Origin of the sequence: Thauera sp. JM12B12 (genome assembly GCF_039614725.1) — a bacterium.
In the GTDB taxonomy this organism is placed as follows: Bacteria; Pseudomonadota; Gammaproteobacteria; order Burkholderiales; family Rhodocyclaceae; genus Thauera.
Genome location: NZ_CP154859.1, coordinates 275,777 through 297,492, shown reverse-complemented (window position 1 = coordinate 297,492; position 21,716 = coordinate 275,777). Strand labels below are relative to the sequence as shown.

General features: G+C 69.2%; 20 protein-coding genes. 9 read left to right on the top strand and 11 right to left on the bottom strand.

All coding sequences use genetic code 11. The annotated features are described in order from the left end of the window. Positions 1-254: 254 nt before the first annotated feature. Genes AAG895_RS01360 through AAG895_RS01350 form a run of 3 tightly spaced genes read left to right on the top strand, consistent with a single transcriptional unit; the run spans position 255 to position 1,826 of the window. Positions 255-731 (top strand): bacteriohemerythrin, encoded by a 477-nt coding sequence (locus AAG895_RS01360; RefSeq protein ID WP_345793774.1) that lies wholly within the window; start codon positions 255-257, stop codon positions 729-731. Between the two features lie 56 nt (positions 732-787). Then, on the top strand, positions 788-1,279 hold the full coding sequence (locus tag AAG895_RS01355; RefSeq protein ID WP_345793773.1) for a hypothetical protein: 492 nt from the start codon (positions 788-790) through the stop codon (positions 1,277-1,279). A gap of 25 nt (positions 1,280-1,304) precedes the next feature. Then, positions 1,305-1,826, top strand: coding sequence for an AAA family ATPase (locus AAG895_RS01350; RefSeq protein WP_345793772.1), 522 nt, complete (start codon positions 1,305-1,307; stop codon positions 1,824-1,826). Positions 1,827-1,874: 48 nt separating this feature from the next. On the opposite strand, the gene AAG895_RS01345 is transcribed toward AAG895_RS01350, so the two are convergent. From AAG895_RS01345 to AAG895_RS01330, 4 genes are all read right to left on the bottom strand, one after another. Continuing rightward, positions 1,875-3,071: a GTP-binding protein gene (locus AAG895_RS01345; RefSeq protein ID WP_345793771.1), complete on the bottom strand. Its 1,197-nt coding sequence runs from the start codon at positions 3,069-3,071 to the stop codon at positions 1,875-1,877. A 137-nt stretch (positions 3,072-3,208) separates the two neighbouring features. Next, on the bottom strand, positions 3,209-4,633 hold the full coding sequence (gene adeC, locus AAG895_RS01340; RefSeq protein WP_345793770.1) for an AdeC/AdeK/OprM family multidrug efflux complex outer membrane factor: 1,425 nt from the start codon (positions 4,631-4,633) through the stop codon (positions 3,209-3,211). Position 4,634: 1 nt separating this feature from the next. After that, positions 4,635-7,790: an efflux RND transporter permease subunit gene (locus AAG895_RS01335; RefSeq protein WP_345793769.1), complete on the bottom strand. Its 3,156-nt coding sequence runs from the start codon at positions 7,788-7,790 to the stop codon at positions 4,635-4,637. A gap of 11 nt (positions 7,791-7,801) precedes the next feature. Further along, on the bottom strand, positions 7,802-8,995 hold the full coding sequence (locus AAG895_RS01330) for an efflux RND transporter periplasmic adaptor subunit (protein WP_345793768.1): 1,194 nt from the start codon (positions 8,993-8,995) through the stop codon (positions 7,802-7,804). A 198-nt stretch (positions 8,996-9,193) separates the two neighbouring features. Here AAG895_RS01330 and AAG895_RS01325 point away from each other — a divergent pair, with 198 nt between their 5' ends. Then, positions 9,194-9,817 (top strand): TetR/AcrR family transcriptional regulator, encoded by a 624-nt coding sequence (locus AAG895_RS01325; protein WP_345793767.1) that lies wholly within the window; start codon positions 9,194-9,196, stop codon positions 9,815-9,817. A gap of 115 nt (positions 9,818-9,932) precedes the next feature. Further along, entirely contained in the window at positions 9,933-10,334 is a 402-nt protein-coding gene (locus AAG895_RS01320; protein ID WP_345793766.1) for a DUF995 domain-containing protein, read from the top strand. A 61-nt stretch (positions 10,335-10,395) separates the two neighbouring features. Here the strand turns inward: AAG895_RS01320 and AAG895_RS01315 are convergent, their stop codons facing one another. From AAG895_RS01315 to AAG895_RS01285, 7 genes are all read right to left on the bottom strand, one after another. Beyond that, on the bottom strand, positions 10,396-11,679 hold the full coding sequence (locus AAG895_RS01315; RefSeq protein WP_345793765.1) for a TRAP transporter large permease: 1,284 nt from the start codon (positions 11,677-11,679) through the stop codon (positions 10,396-10,398). Beyond that, entirely contained in the window at positions 11,676-12,161 is a 486-nt protein-coding gene (locus AAG895_RS01310) for a TRAP transporter small permease (RefSeq protein WP_345793764.1), read from the bottom strand. The genes AAG895_RS01315 and AAG895_RS01310 overlap by 4 nt, the downstream gene beginning before the upstream one ends. 207 nt (positions 12,162-12,368) lie before the next feature. Then, positions 12,369-13,400: a DctP family TRAP transporter solute-binding subunit gene (locus tag AAG895_RS01305; protein WP_345793763.1), complete on the bottom strand. Its 1,032-nt coding sequence runs from the start codon at positions 13,398-13,400 to the stop codon at positions 12,369-12,371. A gap of 159 nt (positions 13,401-13,559) precedes the next feature. Further along, on the bottom strand, positions 13,560-14,516 hold the full coding sequence (locus AAG895_RS01300; RefSeq protein WP_345793762.1) for an alpha/beta fold hydrolase: 957 nt from the start codon (positions 14,514-14,516) through the stop codon (positions 13,560-13,562). A 10-nt stretch (positions 14,517-14,526) separates the two neighbouring features. Then, positions 14,527-15,078 (bottom strand): redoxin domain-containing protein, encoded by a 552-nt coding sequence (locus AAG895_RS01295; protein WP_345793761.1) that lies wholly within the window; start codon positions 15,076-15,078, stop codon positions 14,527-14,529. A 152-nt stretch (positions 15,079-15,230) separates the two neighbouring features. Further along, the gene (locus tag AAG895_RS01290; protein WP_345793760.1) at positions 15,231-16,337 is read right to left on the bottom strand and encodes a metal-dependent hydrolase; all 1,107 of its coding nucleotides are present in this window, start codon (positions 16,335-16,337) and stop codon (positions 15,231-15,233) included. Between the two features lie 16 nt (positions 16,338-16,353). Beyond that, complete coding sequence (locus AAG895_RS01285) at positions 16,354-18,033, bottom strand: AAA family ATPase (protein ID WP_345793759.1); 1,680 nt, start codon at positions 18,031-18,033, stop codon at positions 16,354-16,356. Positions 18,034-18,362: 329 nt separating this feature from the next. On the opposite strand from AAG895_RS01285, the gene AAG895_RS01280 reads away from it, so the two are divergent. From AAG895_RS01280 to AAG895_RS01265, 4 genes are all read left to right on the top strand, one after another. Then, positions 18,363-19,697: a bifunctional diguanylate cyclase/phosphodiesterase gene (locus AAG895_RS01280; RefSeq protein WP_345793758.1), complete on the top strand. Its 1,335-nt coding sequence runs from the start codon at positions 18,363-18,365 to the stop codon at positions 19,695-19,697. Between the two features lie 2 nt (positions 19,698-19,699). After that, positions 19,700-20,146, top strand: coding sequence for a BLUF domain-containing protein (locus AAG895_RS01275; RefSeq protein ID WP_345793757.1), 447 nt, complete (start codon positions 19,700-19,702; stop codon positions 20,144-20,146). A gap of 114 nt (positions 20,147-20,260) precedes the next feature. After that, the gene (locus AAG895_RS01270; protein WP_345795352.1) at positions 20,261-21,184 is read left to right on the top strand and encodes a putative RNA methyltransferase; all 924 of its coding nucleotides are present in this window, start codon (positions 20,261-20,263) and stop codon (positions 21,182-21,184) included. Between the two features lie 182 nt (positions 21,185-21,366). Further along, on the top strand, positions 21,367-21,696 hold the full coding sequence (locus tag AAG895_RS01265) for a PepSY domain-containing protein (RefSeq protein ID WP_345793756.1): 330 nt from the start codon (positions 21,367-21,369) through the stop codon (positions 21,694-21,696). Positions 21,697-21,716: the final 20 nt, after the last annotated feature.

The following is a 21,716-nucleotide window of genomic DNA, read 5'->3' as shown; positions in this document are numbered from 1 at the left end:
GAAGACGACAAGGATGAGGGCGAGGGCACGCTTGTGGACGGGGCGTTGTCGGGACCGGATCGCATACCGAAGGATAGCAACCTTCCCCGCCGCGACGCACGGCGAGGAAGGGCACGTGCCCGGCAACCGGCGCGTCCGGCCGCGTCCGCTCTCATGGCGGATGAATGCGGACTGGGCTCAGGTTGATCCGAGTCAAGTTCGTTGCGTGGAAACAGGTTAGCCTTTCGGCTGTTCATTCCGGCCAGGATGCGACCATGACCACCGACCTCTTCCATTGGTCCGACGAGTTCAGCGTCGGGCTGCAGGAGATCGACGAGCAGCACAAGGAGCTCGTCGACCTGCTCAACCAGCTCCACGTCGCCATCCAGGAGCATCATGGCTCGGCGACCTCGCGCGAGATCCTCGACAAGCTGGCGGACTACACGCGCACCCACTTCGCGGTCGAGGAGAGCCTGATGCGGGTATCGAACTACCCGGATTTCGCCGCCCACAAGCAGAACCACGAAGAGCTGATCGGCCAGGTGAAGGCGCTGCAGGACAAGCTCGACTCCGGGCAGGCGACCATCACCTTCGAACTCCTGCACTTCCTCAAGGTCTGGCTCACGCGCCACATCAACGAGGCGGACAAGCGCTTCGGCGCGTATTTCCTCGAAGCCGGGGGCGCCAGCAAATGGTCCGACCACGTCGAGGACGCGATGAAGAAGCGCAAGTGGTGGTGGAAGTTCTGGTGAGCCGCACACCCTTTTCATCCTTCCATCCCGCAGACAGAGTCCATTCACCCGAGACCATGACGATGCCGCTCACCAACCGGGCCCGCGCGGCCCTGCTTGCCCTCGCCCTTCCTGCCGCCCTGTTCGCCAGTGCAGCGCACGCCGATACGCTGTCGTGCCCGGCGCTGGACAAGGCCGTGCAGGTCGCCGCCTGCCCGAGCGACGCCGAACTGCAGTACACCTTCCTGGGCTTCTGCGGCGACAACGCCCGCCTCTACGGCCGCGACGTGCTCACCTGCGCGAGCTTCGAGAACTACAAGGCGGTCAAGAACACCGCGATGTGGGAGTCGGACAACGCCCGCTTCAGCGGCTACCTGAACTGCAACCTCGACACCGCCGCCCTGCGCGGCTCGCGCGCCCTGAAGATGAGCGTCGAGAAGAAGAACGGCCTCACCCGCCTGATCTGCGACTACGAGAAGGACCAGCGCATGGTGATGCGCACGAAGGGCACCTGTACCGTCGAAGCGGCCGACTGCAGCGGCGGCGAATGCCGCGCGCGCTGCGAGTGAACACCGTCCCGAGCACGGCAACGCGATGAAGCACACCCCTCCACCCGGCTCGGCGCCACCGTCCGGACACGCCACGGCAGCCGCCGGCGCACGCGGCGCGCGGCTGCTGGTCGGCCTCATCGGCGGCGTCTTCCTGCTGCTGATCGCCGCCTTCGTCGGCATGATCTTCCTCGTCCATGACGAGGTCCGCCTCAACGCCGTCGGCCCGATCGCCGCGGCACCCGGTGCAGAGCGCGGCGGCGTGGTCTTCCACGGCACCGCCAACATCTGGGAGGTGCGCGGACGCATGACCCAGGACGGTGCGCGCCAGGTGCGCTTCGCGATCGACCTCGTCGGACCGACCGCACAGCCGGCGCCGGCCGGGCTGCAGCTCAACCTGAGCCTGGAGCGCGCCGACGGCAGCGGCGCGCCGATCACGCTCGACCATCGCCTGGTCCGGCCCGGCAGCCTGGTGGCGACCAGCGCGCCGCTCGAGGCCGGCCAGTGGCGGCTGCGCATCGCCTTGCCCGAGATCGAAGCCGTGCAGGCGTTCAGGGTCGAACCCTGAGGCGCCGTGCCCGGCCCGCCCGGTGGGCGACGGACAGGAGGGCGTCCCTCAACCCCCGCTGTCCGGCTCCTGGCCGGTGAAGCTGCCGAGGATCGAGACCACCTCGTCCCGCGCCAGCTCGCGCACGATGAACACCAGCCGGCTGCAGCGATCGTCGTAGGGCGGTTGCTCCGGCCAGGCCGGCAGGCTGCTCGCCGGATAGACGCTGTGCTGCACGCACTGCAGCACGCGCGGCAGCGGATCGCCGACGACGTTGAGCAGCCCCTTGATGCGCAGGATGCGGCCGCCATACACCTGCAGCAGCAGGGCGAGACCGTCTGAGAATCCGAACCAGTCGAGCGGTTCGTCGAAGCGCAGTACGAAGCTGGTCACGCCTGCATCGTGGCGCGCGGGTGCAGCGCTTGCTGCGGACTCGGCATCGGCCGGCGCGCCGGCGCCATGCGTCGGGGCGGATTTCTGTGCACGCGCACGCGACCACGCCGGCGCGGCCGGCGCCTGGCGGGCCGCTCGGACCGCCTCCTCGCCCAGCCAGGCGGCGACGTCGGGCAGCTTGCCGGTCGGGTCGTAGAGGCCACAGCCGAACACCGCGTCGGCAGCGACGGCACCGCCCGCTACCTCCACCTGGCGCGCACCCGGATTGAGCCGGGCGATGCCGGCGGCGACCGCCGCCCGCTGCTCGGCCGAGGCCAAGTCGCACTTGGTCAGCAGCAGCCGGTCGGCCATCGCCACCTGGCGCACGGCCTCGTTGTGCGCGGCGAGCTGGTCGAGCGCGTGGGTGACATCGACCGCGGTGACGACGCCATCGAGCCGGTAGCGCTCGGACAGGAAAGGCTCGGCCATCAGGGTATGGATGACCGGCGCGGGATCGGCCAGACCGGTGGTCTCGATCAGCACCCGGCGCAGGCCCTTGAGCTCGCGCCGCAGCGCGCGCATGAACAGACCCTTCAGCGCCCGCACCAGGTCGCCCTGCACGCTGCAACAGATGCAGCCGGAATCGAGCACGACCAGGCTCTCGTCGACCTTCTCGACCAAGTGATGGTCGACGCCGACGGCACCGAACTCGTTGATCAGCACCGCGCTGCCCGCCATCTGCGGCTGGCGCAGCAGGTGGTTCAGCAGCGTGGTCTTGCCGGCGCCGAGGAAGCCGGTCAGGAGCGTGACCGGGATGCGGCGGTCAGCGTCGGGGGCGGCGGCGGCGTTCCGCGACGCGTCGGCGGGTTCGTGTGGGGTGCTCTGGGCGTTCATCCCGGGCAGTGTAGCGCAGCCGACGGCGGGCCTTCGCGGGCAGGCCCGCCCCCACGGTGCGCTCCGGCGCACGGCCCCGTGGGAGCGGGCTTGCCCGCGAAGCCGGCCGCGCCCTCAGCGCTGCGCCTGGCGCCGGATCACTGCCAGCCGCCGCCCAGCGCCTTGTACAGCGCGACGCGGTTGGTGGCGTCGGCCAGCCGGGTGGCGATCAGCTCGAGCTCGGCGCCGTACAGGCTGCGCTGGGCATCGAGCAGGTTGAGGTAGCTGTCCACCCCGCCCTGGTAGCGCGCCTCCGACAGCTCGAAGCTCTTGTTCGCCGCCTCGACCAGCTTGCGCCGGGCGTCAAGCTGCTCGGCCAGCGTGGCGCGCTCGGCGAGCGCGTCGGCGACCTCGCGAAAGGCGGACTGGATCGCCTTCTCGTACTGGGCGACGTTGATGTCGCGCTGGATCTCGGCCACGTCCAGGCTGGCCTGCAGGCGCCCAGCCTCGAAGATCGGCAGGCGGATCTGCGGCACGAAGCTCCACGCCCCCGAGCCGCCGTCGAACAGGCCGTCGAGCGCGCTGCTCGCGGTGCCGGCGCTGGCGGTCAGCGTGATGCGCGGGAAGAAGGCCGCGCGCGCGGCGCCGATGCTGGCGTTGGCGGCCATCAGCGCGCGCTCGGCCTGCAGGATGTCGGGGCGGCGGGCGAGCACCTCGGCGGGCACGCCGGCGGGCAGCTCGCCGACCGCGGCGACGCGGGCGCCGAGCGCGTCGGGCTGCAGTTCGGCCGGCACGCCGGCGCCGACCACCAGCGCGAGCGCGTTCTCGTCCTGCGCCACCACCGCGGCATAGCGCGCGGCGTCGGCGCGTGCGGTCTGCATCAGGGTCTCGGCCTGGCGCAGGTCGAGCGCCGACACCGCACCGAGCTCGAAGCTGCGCTGGGTGAGCTCGAAGGACTTCTTGCGCGTCTCGAAGGTGTTGCGCGCCAGCGCCAGGCGCTCGCGGTCGGCGGCCAGGCGCAGCCAGCTGCTGGCGACCTCGGCGACCAGGCTGATCTGCGCGCTGCGCCGGGCCTCCTCGGTGCCGAGATAGGTCTGCAGCGCCTGCTCCTCGAGGCTGCGCACACGGCCGAAGAAGTCGAGCTCGTAGCTGGCGAAGCCGAGGTTGGCCGAGTACTGGCGGGTGATGTCGGCCTGTCGGGTGGCGCTCAGGTCGGCAGGCACGCGCTGCGCGCTCTGCCCACCGCTGACCGCGATCGACGGGAACAGGTCGGCGCGCTGGATGCCGTACTGGGCGCGCGCGCGCTCGATGTTGAGCGCGGCGACGCGCAGGTCGCGGTTGTTGTCGAGCGCGAGCGCGATCACGCTGCGCAGGCGCTCGTCGGCGAAGTAGTCACGCCAGGCGAGGGCCTCGGCCAGCGGCGCGGCGGAGGCGGAGGCGGCCGGCGCGGCCTGCGGAAAGCTCGCCGGCACCGGCGCCGCAGGACGCTCGAAGACCGGAATCATCGAGCACGCGCCGAGCAGGGTGGCGGCCATCGCCACCACCAGGCCGCGCAGCGGCAGCCGTGTGGGGTAGTTACTCATCTCAACGTCCCTCCTGGGCGGTCGGGGCCACGGCCTCCTCGCCCGGCTTGTCGGGGAATACGCGCTTGATCACGACGTAGAACAGCGGCACGAAGAAGATGCCGAGCACGGTCGCGGCGATGGTGCCGCCGAGCACCCCGGTGCCGATCGCGTTCTGGCTGCCGGCGCCGGCGCCGGTCGCGATCGCCAGCGGCAGCACGCCGAAGCCGAAGGCGAGCGAGGTCATCAGGATCGGACGCAGACGCATGCGCACTGCGGTGAGCGTGGCGGCAACCAGGTCCTTGCCCTCCTCCATCTGCGCCTTGGCGAACTCCACGATCAGGATCGCGTTCTTCGACGACAGGCCGATGGTGGCGAGCAGGCCGACCTGGAAGTAGATGTCGTTCGACATGCCGCGGCTGGTCGCCGCCAGCAGCGCGCCGAGCACGCCGAGCGGCACCACCAGCATCACCGCGAAGGGCACCGACCAGCTCTCGTACAGCGCCGCCAGGCACAGGAACACCACCAGCAGCGACAGCGCGTACAGCGCGGGCGCCTGCGAACCGCTGCGGCGCTCCTCGTAGGAGGTGCCCGACCAGTCGTAGCCGATGCCAGGCGGCATCTTCGCCATGATCGCCTCGACCGCCTGCATCGCCTCGCCCGACGACAGCCCGGGCGCGGACTGGCCGAGGATCTCCATCGACGGCTGGCCGTTGAAGCGCTCCAGGCGTGGCGAGCCATAGGTCCAGTGCGCGGTGGCGAAGGCCGAGAACGGCACCATGTCGCCGGCCTTGTTGCGCACGTACCACTTGTCGAGGTCCTCGGGCGTCATGCGCGCGGGGGCGTCGCCCTGCAGGTAGACCTTCTTGATGCGGCCGCGGTCCAGGAAGTCGTTGATGTAGCTGCCGCCCCAGGCGGTCGACACGGTGTCGTTGATCTCGGCGATCGACAGTCCGAGCGCGCCGGCCTTGGCGTGGTCGATGTCGAGCTTGAGCTCGGGCATGTCCTCCTGGCCGTTGGGGCGCACCCCGACCAGGCGCTTGTCCTGCGCCGCCATGCCGAGGAACTGGTTGCGCGCGGCGAGCAGCGCCTCGTGGCCGAGGCCGGAGCGGTCCTGCATCTGCACCGTGAAGCCGCCCGAGGTGCCGAGCTCGATCACCGCCGGCGGCACGAAGGCGAACACCATCGCCTCGCGGATCTGCGCGAAGGCGCCCATCGCACGCCCGGCGACCGACCTCACGTCCATGCCGGGCGCCTGACGTTCATCCCAGTGCTTGAGGTTCACGAAGCCGATGCCCATGTGCTGGCCGCTGCCGCCGAAGCTGAAGCCGGCCACGGTGAAGACCGCGCGCACGGTGTCCTTCTCGTTCACCAGGTAATGCTGCTCGACCTTCTCGAGCACCGCGAGCGTGCGCTCCTGGGTGGCGCCGGCGGGCAGCACGACCTGGTTGAACATCACGCCTTGGTCTTCCTCGGGCAGGAAGGAGGTGGGCATGCGCACGAAGAGCAGGCCGAGCACCGCGACGATGGCGATGTAGATGGCGAGGAAGCGCACGCTGCGCTTGAGGATGCCGCCGACTGCCGACTCGTAGCCCTTGGTGCTGCGATCGAACTTCAGGTTGAACCAGTGGAAGAACTTGCCGAACAGGCCGCCTTCGCCGTGCTCGTGACCTTTTTCCACCGGCTTCAGGATGCTCGCGCACAGGGCCGGGGTGAACACGATCGCCACCAGCACCGACAGCGCCATCGCCGACACGATGGTGATCGAGAACTGGCGGTAGATCACGCCGGTGGAACCGCCGAAGAAGGCCATCGGCACGAACACCGCCGACAGCACGAGGCCGATGCCGATCAGCGCGCTGGTGATCTGGTCCATCGAGCGCTTGGTGGCCTCCTTGGGCGGCAGGCCCTCCTCGGTCATCACGCGCTCGACGTTCTCGACCACCACGATGGCGTCATCCACCAGCAGGCCGATCGCCAGCACCATGCCGAACATGGTCAGCGTGTTGATCGAGAAGCCGAAGGCGGCCATCAGGCCGAAGGTGCCGAGCAGCACCACCGGGATCGCCATGGTGGGGATCAGCGTGGCGCGGAAGTTCTGCAGGAACAGGTACATCACCAGGAAGACCAGCACCACCGCCTCGATCAGCGTCATCACCACCGACTCGATCGAGATCTTGACGAAGGGCGTGGTGTCGTAGGGGACGACGTACTCCACGCCCTCGGGGAAGTAGCGCTGCATCTCGTCGAGCTTGGCGCGCACCGCGGTCGCGGTGTCGAGCGCGTTCGCGCCCGGCGCGAGCCGGATCCCCATGCCCGAGGCGACCTGCCCGTTGTAGCGCGCCAGGGTGCCGTAGTTCTCGGCGCCGATCTCGACGCGGGCGACGTCGCGCAGACGCACCTCGCCGCCCTGGGCGTTGCTGCGCAGCAGGATGCCCTCGAATTGGGCCACCGTCTGCAAGCGGCTCTGCGCCGTGATCGTGGCGGTGAAACCCTGCCCCGGCACGGCGGGGGTGCCGCCGAGCTGACCGGCCGAGACCTGGGCGTTCTGCGCCTGCAGGGCGGTGCGCACGTCGCCCGGGGTGAGCCGGTAGTTGGTGAGCTTCGCCGGGTCGAGCCACACGCGCATGGCGTACTGCGCGCCGAAGACCTGCACCTCGCCCACGCCCTCCACGCGCGAGAGCGGATCCTGAATCGTCGATACCAGGAAGTCCGAAAGGTCCGAGCCCGTCAGGCTGTCATCCGTCGATACGAAACCGACCACCATCAGGAAGTTGGCCCCGGACTTGGCGACCGTCACCCCCTGCTGCTGCACGGCCTGCGGCAGCAGCGGCAGCGCGGTCTGCATCTTGTTCTGCACCTGCACCTGGGCGATGTCGGGGTCGGTGTCGGCGGAGAAGGTGAGCGTGGTCGAGGCGTTGCCGTAGGCGTCGCTGGTCGACTTCATGTACAGCAGGCCGTCGAGGCCGGTGAGCTTCTGCTCGATGATCTGCGTCACCGAGTCCTCGACCGCCTTGGCCGAGGCGCCCGGGTAGCGGGCGTTGATGACGATCGCGGGCGGCGCGATCGACGGGTACTGGGACACCGGTAGCTGCTGGATGGACAGCGCGCCCGCCAGCATGATGACGATGGCGATGACCCACGCGAAGATGGGTCGGTCGATGAAGAAACGGGCCATGGTCGGCTACCTCAGCTGGCCTTGGCCGCGGGCGCCTGGCCGGCAGCCGGGGGGCTGGCCCCCGCCTCCTGCGCCTGCACCGTCGCACCCGGGCGGATCTTCTGCAGGCCCTCGACGATGATGCGCTCGCCGGCCGCCAGGCCGCTGGTCACCACCCAGTCCGAGCCGAGCGACTGCGCGACCTGCACCGGACGCGCCTCGACCTTGCCCTCGGCATCGACCAGCATCACCAGCGCGTTGCCGCGCGGGTCGCGCGACAGCGCCTTGTGCGGCACCCGGATCGCCTCGCTGCGCGTGCCCTGGGGCAGGCGGGCGCGCACGTACATGCCGGGCAGCAGCACGCCGTCGGCGTTGGGGAACTGGGCGCGCAGGGTCACGCTGCCGGTACCCTCGTCCACGGTGACTTCCGACAGCGCCAGGCGGCCCTCGGCGGCGTACTCGCTGCCGTCCTCGAGGATCAGCTTCACCGGCACCTCGCCCTTCGCCCCCGCCTGCAGGCGGCCGGCGGCGATCTCGCGGCGCAGGCGCAGCATCTCGGCGCTGGACTGGGTCAGGTCGACGTAGATCGGGTCGAGCTGCTGCACGGTGGCGAGCGCCTGCGCCTGGTTGGCGGTCACGAGCGCGCCGGCGGTGACCGTCGAACGGCCGATGCGGCCGGAGATCGGCGACTTGAGCCGGGTGTAGTCGAGGTCGATCCTGGCCTTGTCGAGCGCGGCCCGGGCGGCGGCGACCTCGGCCTGGGCCTGCTTGAGCGCGGCCTGGGCGTCGTCGTTGGCCTGCTTGCTGACCGCCTCGATCTTCGCCAGCGCGGCGTGGCGCTCGGCCTTGATGCGGGCGACCTGGGCATTGGCCTCGGCGCGCGCGAGCGCGGCCTTGGCGCTGTCGTGGGCGGCCTGGTAGGGCGCGTCGTCGATGCGATAGAGCACCTGGCCCGCCTTGACCTCGCTGCCTTCATTGAAGGCGCGCTGGGTGACGATGCCGGTGACCTGAGGGCGCAGCTCGGCGATCAGGTAGGGCGTGGTGCGGCCGGGGAGTTCGACGACCATCGGGACGGAGCTGGTCGCCACCGTCATCACCGTCACCGCAGGCGCCTGCGGCGGCCCGCCGGCGCCCTGTTCCTTGCCGCCACTGCACGCGGCAAGGAACAGGGCGCCCAGCGCCACCACGGCAGCGGACCTGAATCGGGGTTGGGGTGTGATCTTCATTGGAGCCTCGTGAACGCGAAGCGCGGCAATCACGGCGAGCGATGGGTGATCGCGGCCTGATTTCCCGCTCATTAGAATGGTTATTCTAGATCGAACGCTCATTCTATGTTATCGTTTGCTGCATCGCAAGATATTTCAAGACACCGGGGGGTGCCACCCGTTCCGCGAACGGCACCCGGCACACCCCCTCAGGACAGCATGCAGATCACGGATTCCAGCCCTCAAACCACCGACGCTCCGCGCGCCACCGCCCGCCGCCAGCAGATCCTGAACGCCGCCGCGCAGTGCTTCCGCGAGCACGGTTTTCATGGCGCCAGCATCGCACAGATCTCGAAAAGCGCGGGCATGAGCGCCGGCCACATCTACCACTACTTCGAGAACAAGGAAGCGATCATCGCCGCGATCGTGGCGCAGGACCTCGAGAGCCTGCTGACCCTCACGGCCGAACTGCGCGCAGCCTGCAACGTGCGAGCGGCGTTGATCGAGCGCGCCGCCGAAGGCGTCGCCGACCAGCTCGACCCGATCAACGCCGCGCTGAAGGTCGAGATCGCCGCCGAGGCCGCACGCAACCCGCGCGTGGCGCAGATCGTGCGCGAGGCCGACGCTACCTGCCGTCGCGAGCTCGCGGCGACCATCCGCGCGATCCGCCATGGCGCCGGCCACGAAGACTCGCCGACGGCGATCGGCGACATGGTCGAGGTGCTCGCCAGCCTGTTCGAGGGCCTGCTGCTACGCACCATCCGCAACCCCGGGCTCGACCGCAGCCGAGTCGCGCAGCGCATCCAGATCGCCATCAACGACCTGCTCGACCAGCCGGGCTGAGGTGACACGCATCGGGGTTGACGTTTGCATGGCGGAGCTCTAGATCAGAAAGACGGCATGCAAACGCACGTCGTATGACAGCAAGAACCACAACAACGTCCCGACGGAGACTCTCATGAACAGACTGCTCGCCTGCGCGTCAGCCGCGCTCCTGCTTGGCGCCTGCGCTTCCACCGAGAAGGAACTCACCGACAAGGGCATGCAGCCCGTCGCCGCAGCCAAGGCCCAGACCCTGCTCTCCGGCAACACAACAACCGGCACCACCGCGTCGGGCAGCGGCTTCATGGTCTACAACGCCCCCGACGGCACCATGCGTGGCAAGAGCGGCAACAGCAGCGACACCGGCACCTGGGAAGTCATCGCCGACGGCCAGCATTGCAACCAGTGGAAAACCTGGCGCGGCGGCGCGCGACAATGCGCTCGACTGTATGAGGTGGACGGCGAAATCCGCTACTTCGAGGACGGCAACTACCGCGGCCGCTACAAGATCGAGCAGGGCAATCCCTACAAGCTCTGAACATCAGAGATAAATAGATCAATGGGGTCTGACCCCATTGATCTCTTGATTCGGTTGATTTCTACAGGTAGCCGAGCTTGGCCGGCAGCCACAGCGCGAGCTGCGGGAACACGATCATCAGCGTCAGCCCGGCGCCCATCGCCAGCACGAGCCAGATCACCCACTTGAAGGTCTCCTCCATGCCGATGCCGGCGATGCGCGAGGTGATCATCAGCGAGATGGCCATCGGTGGCGTGAACTGCCCGATGGCGAGGTTGATCGTCATCATCACGCCGAACCACACCAGGTCCCAGCCCATCGCCACCGCGATCGGCACCAGCAGCGGCAGCAGGATCAGGAAGATCGAGATCGCGTCGAGGAACATGCCGGCGACGAGCAGCAGCAGGTTGATCGACAGCAGCATCAGCCACTCGCTGGAGTGCAGCCCGACCAGCGCCTTGGCCGCGGCATCGAAGATGCCGAGCGTGTTGCCCGCCCAGGCGAACACCGAGGCGATGCCGATGATCATCAGCACCACGGCGGAGAGCTCGGCGGCCTCGACCAGGATGCGGAACAGGCCCGCGAAGCTGATGCTGCGGTACACCACCATGCCGACGAAGATGCCGTAGGCCACCGCCACCACCGCCGCCTCGGTGGGCGTGAAGATGCCGGTGCGCAGGCCGCCGAGGATGATCACCGGCGCCAGCAGCCCCCAGATCGCGTCGATGAAGCTCTTGCCCAGCGGCGGGCGCTCTGCTTTGTAGTCGCGGCCGAAGCCATGCTTGCGGCTGATGATGATCGCCGGCACCAGCAGGCAGAGCGCGGCCACCATGCCCGGGAACAGGCCCGCCGCGAACAGCGCCGGCACGGTGGCGGCCGGCACCATCACGCTATAGACGATGAAGGCCACCGAGGGCGGGATGACGATCGCGGTCGAACCCGAGGCGGCGATCAGGCCGGCCGAGAAGCCCTTCGGATAGCCGCGCGCGATCATCGACGGCAGCATCACCGCCGCCACCGCCGCGGCATCGGCCGGGCCGGAGCCCGAGATGCCGCCGAGCAGCATCGACACCAGTACCGCCACCACCGCGAGCGAGCCGGTCCATTCGCCGACCATCGCGGTGACGAAACGCACCAGGCGCACCGCGACGCCGGAGCGCTCGAAGATCATGCCGGCAAGGATGAACATCGGGATCGCCAGCAGCGGGTACTTGGCAATGCCGGCGTAGATGTTGGTCGGTACCGCGAGCTGGTCAAAGCCGGCGAGCGCCAGCACCGCGATGCTCGCCACCCCGAGGCCGGTGGCGAGCGGCATGCCCGCGACCAGCGCGAGCAGGAAGAGGCCGATGAGGACGGAGCCGATCATGCGCGCCTCCGAATGCGCGTGATCACCAGCCGCAGCACCAGCGCCACCGCCAGCACCGGCATCCACACCGTGTACCACCACTGCGGCACGCCGAGCGCGGGCGAGGTCTCCTCGAAGCGGTACTGGTCCCAGGTGAGCCGGCCGGCGTAGAAGGCGATGAAGGCGAACAGACTGGCAGTGACCGCAAACGAAAGCCAGTCGGCGAACGCGCGCAAACCCGGCGGCAGCTTGCGCACGAAGAAATCGACGCGGATGTGGCGGTCGAAGGCAAAGGCCGCCGAGGAGCCGAGGAAGGACAGCACGATCAGCAGCGCGATCGAGAACTCCTCGGTCGCGGCGAAGGACTGCGAGGTGAAATAGCGCGCCAGCACGTTGCCGAAGGTGATCAGCACGATCAGGCCCATGACGATGCCGGAGAGGATCTGCTCGATCGTGTAGGGCGACTGTTCAGCGCGCGCGGGATCTGGGATTTCGGGAGTCATGGAACGCGTCATCCGCGGGCATCAAGGGGCCCGCCGGAATGGGTCGGCTGGTTATGGTCAAAAACATTCGCGGGCAAGCCCGCTCCCACACGGCTGAGCGGCGCACGCGGCACCGTGGGAGCGGGCTTGCCCGCGAAAACGAACCTGCATCGGTTGCGGGAGGCGCCCGGCTCCGCCCGAGAGAGCAAAGCCGGACATAGCGCAGGATCAACGCTTGGCGATGTCTTCCTCGGCCTGCTTCACCAGGTCGGCGCCGATCTTCTCGGCCCATTCCTTGTACACGCCGGCGGTGGCGGTACGGAAGGCGTCGCGCTCGGCATCGGTCAGACGCACCACAGTGACGCCGTTGGCCTCGATCTCCTTCAGCAGCGCGTCGTCGCCCGCCGAGATGCCGGCGCGGGCGCGGGCGATCTCTTCGGTCGCGGCCTGCTGAGCAGCTTCCTGCACCGCCTTGCGGTCGGCCTCGGACCACGCGTTCCACACGTTCTTGTTGACCACGAAGATCAGCGGGTCGGCGACGTAGCCCCACAGGGTCAGGTTCTTCTGGCCCACGGTGTGCAGCTTGGCGGCGTTGAACACGGCGAGCGGGTTCTCCTGACCGTCGACCGCGCCGGTCGCCATCGCCGGCTGGGCGTCGGCCCAGCTCATCTGCGTGGGGTTGGCGCCGAGCGCGTTGAAGGTGGCGAGGAAGAGCGGCGAGCCTACCACGCGCATCTTCATGCCCTTCAGATCTTCCGGCGTGCGGATCGGCTTCTTCGAGTTGGAGACCTCGCGGAAACCGTTCTCGCCCCAGGCCAGCGGCACCACGTCGCGCTCGGCGAGGATCTCGAACATCTTCGTGCCGACGCGGCCCTGCGTGAGCGCGTCGATCGCCTTGTGGTCCGGCATCAGGAAGGGCAGCGCGAAGAGGTTGAGTTCCTTGACCTGCGGCGACCAGTTGATCGTCGAGCCCACCGCCATGTCGATGATGCCCTGGCGCAGCGCGGTGAATTCCTTGGTCTGGTCGCCCGACACCAGCGAGGTGCCCGGATAGACCTTGATCTTGATCCGGCCCTCGGTCTTCTCGGCCACCAGGTCGGCCCAGCGCTTGGCGCCCCAGCCCCAGGGGAAGGCTTCGCCGAGCACGGTGGAGAGCTTGTACTCGTCCTTGTACTGCTGGGCCGTGGCAGGCAGCGAGAAGCCGAGCGCGGCGGAGGCGGCGAGGCCGGCGATGAGGGCGGTGAAGCGGCGTTTCTGCATGAGACGTCTCCGTTTTCGTGGTTTTGAGATGAGACGCGCGGCGGCGGACGCGGCGCAAGGGGAGGGCCGATTCTACAAACCGGGGCGCCCCGCGGCCAGCAGGGATTCCCCCCGCCTGAAAATCAATGGGGTCTGACCCCATTGATTCATTGATTTCGTTCAGCGTGAGGCCAGCGTACGGTCCAGGAACGCCACCAGCCGGCCCATATGGTGCTCGAGGTCGGCGAAGGATTCGTGGTCGCCCGTCAGCGTCATCAGCTCGACCGGGGTGTCGCCGCGCATGGCGTAGATCTGCATCGCCTCGTCGATCGGCACCACCGCGTCATCCGCGCCATGCACCAGCAGCACCGGGCGGCGGATGCGCGCGATCGTGGACACCGGCGCGATGTCGTCGAAGCGGTGGCCGATGGTCTTCTGCACGTAGTCGAGGATGTAGCGGCCGACCGGCTTCTCCGGGATGTGCTTGGCCGCCAGCCAGCGCCGCATCATCGCCGCCGGGTGCGAGAACGCCGCCACGCTGACCACGGCCGCCACCTGCGGCGTGCGCGAGGCCGCGAACAGCACCGCGCCGGCGCCGACCGAATGGCCGAGCAGCGCGATGCGCGCGGGGTCGACACCCTCGTGCGTGGAGAGCCAGGCGAAGGCGTGCTCCACGTCCTCGGCAAAGCGCGGCAGCGAGGCGAAGCTGTCGTCGTCGCTGGCGCCGTGGCAGCGCGCGTCGACGAACAGGGTCGCGTAGCCGGCCTCGCGCAGCGGGCGCGCGAGCGGCAGCATCAAAGCCGCGTTGCCGCCCCAGCCGTGCATCACCACCACTGCCGGCACGGCCGCGGGCGGCGCCTCGGCATCGTCTTGAGCCACAGGCGCAGACACCGCCGCGCCGGCATCGGCAAGGGCAGCGCGCCGCGGCGCAGGGATGAACCACGCATGCAGCGACTTGCCGTTTTCGGTACCGATGCGCAGCGTCTCGAACGCCAGCCCATGCGCGCCCGGATCGGTGTGATGCGGCACCCGCGGCGCCGCCAGGCCCTTGCGGATCCCCCAATGCACCAGCGCCCGCCCGCCGGCGAGCGTGGCGGCGCCGGCGGTGAAGGCGGCGATCAATCCGGGGGCGCCCATACTTCCGTCCTCACGAACTCAAGCCCGCCCACCACAAGCGCGCGCGCAGGCCCCAGCCGGTGGTATATCCGAGCGACACCGAGCGGATCTGACCGGTCGGGTCGACGATGACGAAGGCCGGCACGCCACGCAGGCCGTAGGACTGGGCGATGCGGCCGTCGGCGTCGATGGCTGTGGCCCAGGCCAGACCGCGATCGGCGAGCACCTTCTCCACTGCCGGCGCGCCACCCGACTGCATGGCGACGGTGAGCACCGGGTAGTCGGCCTGCACGCCGTCGATCGTGCCCTCCTGCGCGGTACAGATCGGGCACCACTCGGCCCAGAAATACACCCCGACCGCCTCGCCCGGATGCGCAGCGCGCCATTCGGCGAGGCTGAGCGCGCGGCCGTCGGCGGCGACGGTGGCGAAATCCGGAGCGGGGCCGGCAGGCACATCGCGCGCCATCCAGGCCTGAATGGCGAAAAAGATGGCCAAGAAGATGCCGATCTCGACCGCCCAGCGCCGCCAGCGTGGCGGTTTGCGGGGAGGCTCGGCGGTTTCGGGCACGCCGTTCGCGGGCAAGCCCGCTCCCACAGTGCCCGCTCCCACAGTGCCAACCACGCTGAGCACATCGGTTCCTATGCCATTCGCAGCGGGGTGCACGCCGGCCGCATCCGATTCCGCCTGCGGCGCGGGCGCAGGTCGTGGATTGCGCATGTCGTCCGTAGGTGTGGTCATCGCGGATCGATCCAGCGCAGGCCGCCGGCCTCGCGTTCGAACAGGCGCCAGCCGCCGGCGGCGTTGCACAGGCCGTAGATGAAGGGCTGCCGATCACGCCCGGGGGTGAGGAAGCGCAGGTCCTTGAAGCTGGCGCACACCTGGCCGTCGGCCTCCTCGCCGGCGTGGTCGAGCACCGGGAACATCGCGAACCAGCGGTAGAAGGCGAAGTCCTCGGCGTTCCACACCTGCTCGGCGAGCGCGCGCGTGCTGCCGTTGCCGAAGCGCTCGCGCACCTCCCACTGCGCCATCGCCACCGGCAGGTAGGGCGCGGAAAAGCGGCGGATGAAGTTGTCGTCGGCGGTGGCGACGAGCGGTTCGCTGCGCCGGGTGTTGAGGTGGGCGTAGTGGTAGCGCTCGCCGTCGAACACGATCGCGGTCCAGTTGAAGGGCGAGGCCGGGCGCGGCGCGGCGTCGACCTCGACCGCTTTGATCCCGTGGGCGGCGGCGTAAGCGCGCGCGGCGTCGATCGCCTCGGCGCGGCCCATCGCCTGCACGCCCACCCAGCCGGCGAGCAGCACCAGCGCCGCGGTGGCCGGTAGCCGGCTGCCGCGCCACAGCGCGCTGGCGAGCAGGCCGACGAGGATGATGCCGGTGAAGGGCAGATCGATGATGAAGGTGGTGCCCCAGCCGAAGCGCTGGTCCGAGAACGGCGCCAGGATCATGGTGCCGAACTGGGTGATGAGGTCGCCGAGGATGTGCACGAAGATCGCCGCGCACACCACCGGGTAGAGGCTGCGCCAGCCCGCCGCCACCCGCCCGCCGCGCTGCCAGAAGCGCGCCAGCAGCCAGGCGATGAGCAGGCCCCACAGCGGCAGCAGGATCAGCGAGTGGGTGACGCCGCGGTGGCCACGCAGGTAGGTGAGCTCGGAGATCCAGCCGAGCACGAAGTCGAGGTCGGGGAAGGTCGCGGCGACGGTGCCGGCGGCGACCATCTGCCAGACCGGCGGCGTCGCCCGGGCGCCGGGCGCGGCGGCGGCGTCCGCGCCGCCTGCCGGTACGCGCCGCCCCGCGAGCACGCGGCCGACGAGGGCGCCCGAGAGCGCATGAGTCAAGGTGTCCATCGAATCCTGAAGTCTGCTAGGTGGTCATCGGCTTGCCCGCCGTCGCGCCCGGCCACAGGCGCGCGAGCGTCGGAAGGACGCTGCGCCAGTCCGGCGTCGAGGCGGTATCGATCCGCACCACGCAGGCGAGTTCCTCCGCTTCGAACGGTTCGCGCGCGCGAAGTTGCGTTTCCAGCACCGCGACGTCGGCCTCGGAAGCGTCCGTGCCCGCCTCGGCACGCTGGCGCACGCGGGCGCGCAGGGTCTCGACCGGCGCATCGAAGGCGAGGATCGCGAAGGGCACGCCGAGCGTCGCCGCCAGCTCGGCAAAGGCCGCGCGCTGTGTGCGCTTGAGGAAGGTGGCATCGACCAGCACCGGGTAGCCGACCTCGACCACCGCGCGCGCCAGCTCAGCCAGGCGCGCATAGGTGCGCGCGCTCGCCTCGGCGGTGTAGAGCCCGCCGCCGAGCGCCGAGCCGCTGCGCGCCTCCGCGTCGAGGCCGGCCAGGCGCTTGCGCTCGACGTCGGCGCGCACGCGCACCACCCCGCAGCCCTCCACCAGCGGCTGCGACTGGCTGGTCTTGCCCGAGCCCGACACCCCGCTGGCGATCAGCAGCGCCGGTGCGGACGGCCGGGTCTGCGCCGCCGCCAGCGCGAGATAGCGCGCACATTCGGCCAGGCTGTCGGCACGCGCCGCGCCCTCCACCTGGCCGGCGCGGATGGCCGCGATCTTGGCGCGCACCATGGCGCGGTAGCTGAGGTACCAGGGCAGCAGCTGCAGGCCGGCGTAGTCGCCGCTGCGCTCGAGCCAGGCGTTGAGGAAGCGGCGGGCCAGGTCCATGCGCCCGCGCGCCTGCAGGTCCACGACATTCGCGGGCAAGCCCGCTCCCACGGCACTGCCCGCTCGCCCGCGCGCCTGCAGGTCCATGACCAGGAAGGCGATGTCGGCGACGACGTCCGTCCAGCGCAGTTCGGCGCTGAACTCGATCGCATCGAACAGCCGCGGCTCGCCGTCGAGCACGATCAGGTTGCCCAGGTGCAGGTCGCCGTGACATTCGCGCACCCGCCCCGCTGCCAGGCGCGCGTCGAACACCGGCGCCAGCGCGGCGAAGCGCGCCTCGGCCCAGGCCTCGATGTGCGCGAGCTCGGCGAGCAGCGCCGCATCGGCGACCCGTTCGCGGATCTGCGCGAAGTTCTGCCGCACCGGCGCCATCACCGCCGCTGCGTCGCCAAAGCCGTCGCCCGGCCGCGCCACCGCCGCGTCCTCGTGGAAGGCGGCGACGTGGCGGGCGAGGCGGTCGAACAGCGCCGGCTCGAGCTGCCCGGCGGCGAGCCGCGACTCGAACAGCGCGGACTGGTCGAAACGGCGCATGCGCACCAGGTAGTCGAGCGGGGCCGCGCCAGGGTCGGACGCATCGACGGGGCGCTCGCCGACGCTCACACCCGCCTCGGTCCGCCACACCGGCACCACCGCCTCGTAAAGCTCCGGCGCCGTGCGCCGGTTCAGGCGCAGCTCCGCCTCGCAGGCCGCACGACGGCGGTCCACCGTGCTGAAATCGAGGAAACCAAGGTCGAGCGGCTTCTTCAGCTTCCACGCCTGCTCGCCCGCCAGCAGCACCCAAGAGATGTGGGTCTCGATCACGCTCACGCCCCCCGCCGCGCCGGGCAGCACGCCGGGCTGGCGCAGGCGGGCGAGCAATCCTGCGGATGCGTTCATGGAATGGTCCTGTGGGGTCATCTGGGCAATGTTAGCCCGTGACGCCGCAGCTGCAGCGCTTCGCCGCGGGTGACCCGGAAGACAAAGGTCGATGCATGCGGCCATGCGGAACCCCATGAGGGCAGCGTCATCGACCGCACACAAAAGCTACGAAACACCCGATTCGTGGGTCCCGCCGCATGAGAACTTTCCAGCCTTGGAGCATACTGTGCGCGCCCCCAGACTCGATGCAGATTGGACGGACCCACTTGGAGCCGCGCTGAGCGCACGTTCGCAGCAGCAGGATGCTCCGTGCGCGAGAGCGCCTTTATGCCGGTTTGAACACAAGCATGGACATCGCCGAAAACCAACGCGACCCGCTGACGGGTCTCCTGAACCGCCTGGGGCTGGAGGCAGCACTGCAGGAGTTCGATACGCTGGGCCGACGGGGCCTGACGCTGTTCTCCGTCCAGATCGCCCGGTTCGGCCACATCAACAGCAGCCTGGGCGGTGAAATCGCCGACCGCATCATCACGCTGACGGCCAGACGATTGCAGAAGACCTTTCCGAACGCCCTGCACATCGCCCGAACGCACGGCGACCATTTCTGCCTCTTGTTCGAAGGGCTCGACGCGGTCGAAGAGACGATCGAGCGCCTCGACGACTTCACGCGGCGGCCGTTCGCAGTCCTGGGCGAGATCATCGTGCTCAGCGTGCGTAGCGGCGTTGCACGCATGGACGACTCCCTGCGTAGCGCCGGCATGCTGCTCCACGGCTCGGAGACCGCCTTGCAGGTGGCCAAGGAGACCAAGACGCGGGCGAGCTTTTACAAGCCCGAGATGGAAGAGCAGGCGCGCCAGGCTCACAGATTCGAGAACGACCTGAGGGTCTCGATCGTCCATAACCATGCCGATCTTCATCGTGCGCTGGCAAACGACGAGTTCCAGATTCATTACCAGCCCATCATCGACTGCGACACCGGTCAGCTCTACGCATTCGAAGCCCTGATGCGCTGGTCGCACCCCACGAATGGTCCCGTCCGCCCGGATCTGTTCATCCCACTGGCCGAGCAGATCCAGGTCATGCACATACTGGGGAGCTGGGTCATCCAGAAGGCCATTGCCGACGCGGCGACCTGGCCCCCCCGCGCCGATGGCCAGGCGGTCGGGGTCAGCATCAACATCAGTGCATGCCAGTTCATCGAGCCCGCGATCCTGCTCGATACCGTCTCCCGGGCGCTCGATCAGACGAAGCTCGACCCCGCGTTGGTCAAGCTCGAGATCACCGAATCCAGCGCCTTCGTCGACACGATGAGCGAAACCCTTCAGCGGCTGAAGGACATGGGCTGCAGGATCGCACTCGATGATTTCGGCAAGGGCTATTCGTGCCTGACCCAGCTTCATGAGCTGCCGCTCGACTACATGAAGCTCGATCGCTCCTTCCTCAAGGATCTCGAATCGGAAGATCCCGCCAAGGCGATGCGAAGCCGCAAGCTGATCCAGGCGATCCTCGCCCTGTCAGGGACGTTCGACATTGCGGCCATAGCCGAGGGCGTCGAAACCCGGCAACAGCTCGACGAAGTCCGACAGATGGGCGCCAAGCTCGTCCAGGGCTTCTTGTATTCCAGAGCCCGGCCTGCCAGCGAGATTCCCGACTACATCAAGAACTTTGTTCCCGGATCATGATGATGGGTGCGCTCTACAGATTGGCCTACCTCAGCAAGAACACCGTCAAGGGCAACCGTGAAGAGATCGAGGCCGAGATCAGATCCATCCTTGCAAGCTCCCACAGGAACAACCCGGCACTCGGGATAACGGGTGCGTTGCTGTATTCGGGTGGCTATTTCTGCCAGGTGATCGAAGGCCCGCAGGATGCGCTGGAAGACCTGTTCGAAACCATCCAGATGGACGAGCGCCACGGCCAGGTGACCGTGCTGCAGTTCGAGCCGATCGAAGCGCGCAGCTTCGGTGAATGGGCCATGGCCTTTGCCGGTATCGAGGACGAGATGCGATTCGACGGCGCGAAGATCCTCGATTCGAAGGACGAAATCCAGGCGGCAGAGACGGGCCGCAACCTGGTCAGCACCCTGGACCGGCTGGTGAGGCAGCATCAGGGCGTACTGAAGCCGTCCTGAAGAGGCGCTGACGATCGACACGAAGGCCCCATGAGCACCGAGAACCGTCTCACCGACACCCCGCCGCGTGTCGAGAACCGCGCGCAGATCCAGGACCAGGCCGTGGTCGCCCCCATGCTGGCGAAAGACGGCCGCGAAGGCCTGAGCACGCACCGTGCGCCCTTCACCGCGCTCGCCTGTCCGCTCGACGGCGCGCCGCTGGAGCGCCAGGGCGGCAGCCTGCGCTGCGCCGACGGGCACTGCTTCGACCTCGCCGCGCAGGGCTATGTGAACCTGCTGCCGGTGCAGAACAAGCGCTCGCGCGACCCCGGCGACAGCAAGGAGATGGTTGCCGCGCGCCGGCGCTTCCTCGAGGCCGGGCACTACAGGCCGATCGCCGCCGCGGTGGCGCAGGCGGTGCTCGCCGACGCCGCGCCGGGCTGCGCCCTCGCCTGCCTCGACGCCGGCTGCGGCGAGGGCTATTACCTGCGCCAGCTCGCCGCCGCCGCGGCGGCCGAAGCGCGCCCGCTCGCGCTCGCCGGCCTGGACATCTCGAAATGGGCGGTGCAGGCGGCGGCGAAGCGGGATCTTCAGGACGCCCGCGGCCAGGCCGGCGCTAATGCCCAGGCGAGCACCACCTGGATCGTCGGCAGCAACGCCGGCCTGCCGGTGCTGCCAGCCACGCTCGACCGCGTGCTGTGCATGTTCGGCTTTCCGGTCTATCCCGAGTTCGCCCGCGTGCTGCGCGCCGGCGGCGTGCTGCTGCAGGTCGACGCCGGCCCCGATCACCTGCGCGAGCTGCGCGAAGTCATCTACCCCACGCTCAAGCCCGAACGCCCTGCCGCACGCGAGGCGCCGCCCGGCTTCGAGCACCTCGGCAGCGACAGCCTGCGCTTCCAGATCCACGTGGATGGCGCCGCCGCCATCGCCGACCTGCTGGCGATGACGCCCCACCTCTACCGTGCCAGCGCCGAAGGCCGCGCCCGCGCGGCGGCGCTTACGGCGCTGACGATGACGGTGGACGTGCGCCTGGCGCGCTACCGGCGCCTGCCGGGCTGAAGCCACACGGCGGCCGCCGCCGCACCCACGCCGCCACAGCAATCGCCAGAATCTGCCCGTTCGCCATTGCTGCAAAGATGAACGCCCGGTGAACGGCGCCTTCAGCATCGATTCAGGCAGCGGGGCGCAGCATGGCATCACGGTCAAGACAGGACCGCCCACCCAAGCAAGGAGATGCCATCATGCGTGCCACCACCCTCATCGCCACCCTGGCCCTCACCGGCGGACTCATCGGCGCCGGCGCCGCCATCGTCCCCGCGTTCGCCCAGAACGCCCCCGCCACGACGACCCCGGCCACCGCGACAGCCCCCGCGGCCCAATCCAACTGGATGAGCCTGAAGGACGTGCAGACCAAGCTCGAAGGCGCCGGCTACACCGACTTCCGCGAGATCGAGCGCGACAAGAACAAGTACGAGGTCAAGGCCACCGACCCGCAAGGGCAGCGCGTGGAGCTGGATGTCGATCCGGTCACCGGCAACGTCCTAAAGACCGAAGTCAAGCGCAGCAAGTAAGCACTGCCGAGGGGCCGGCA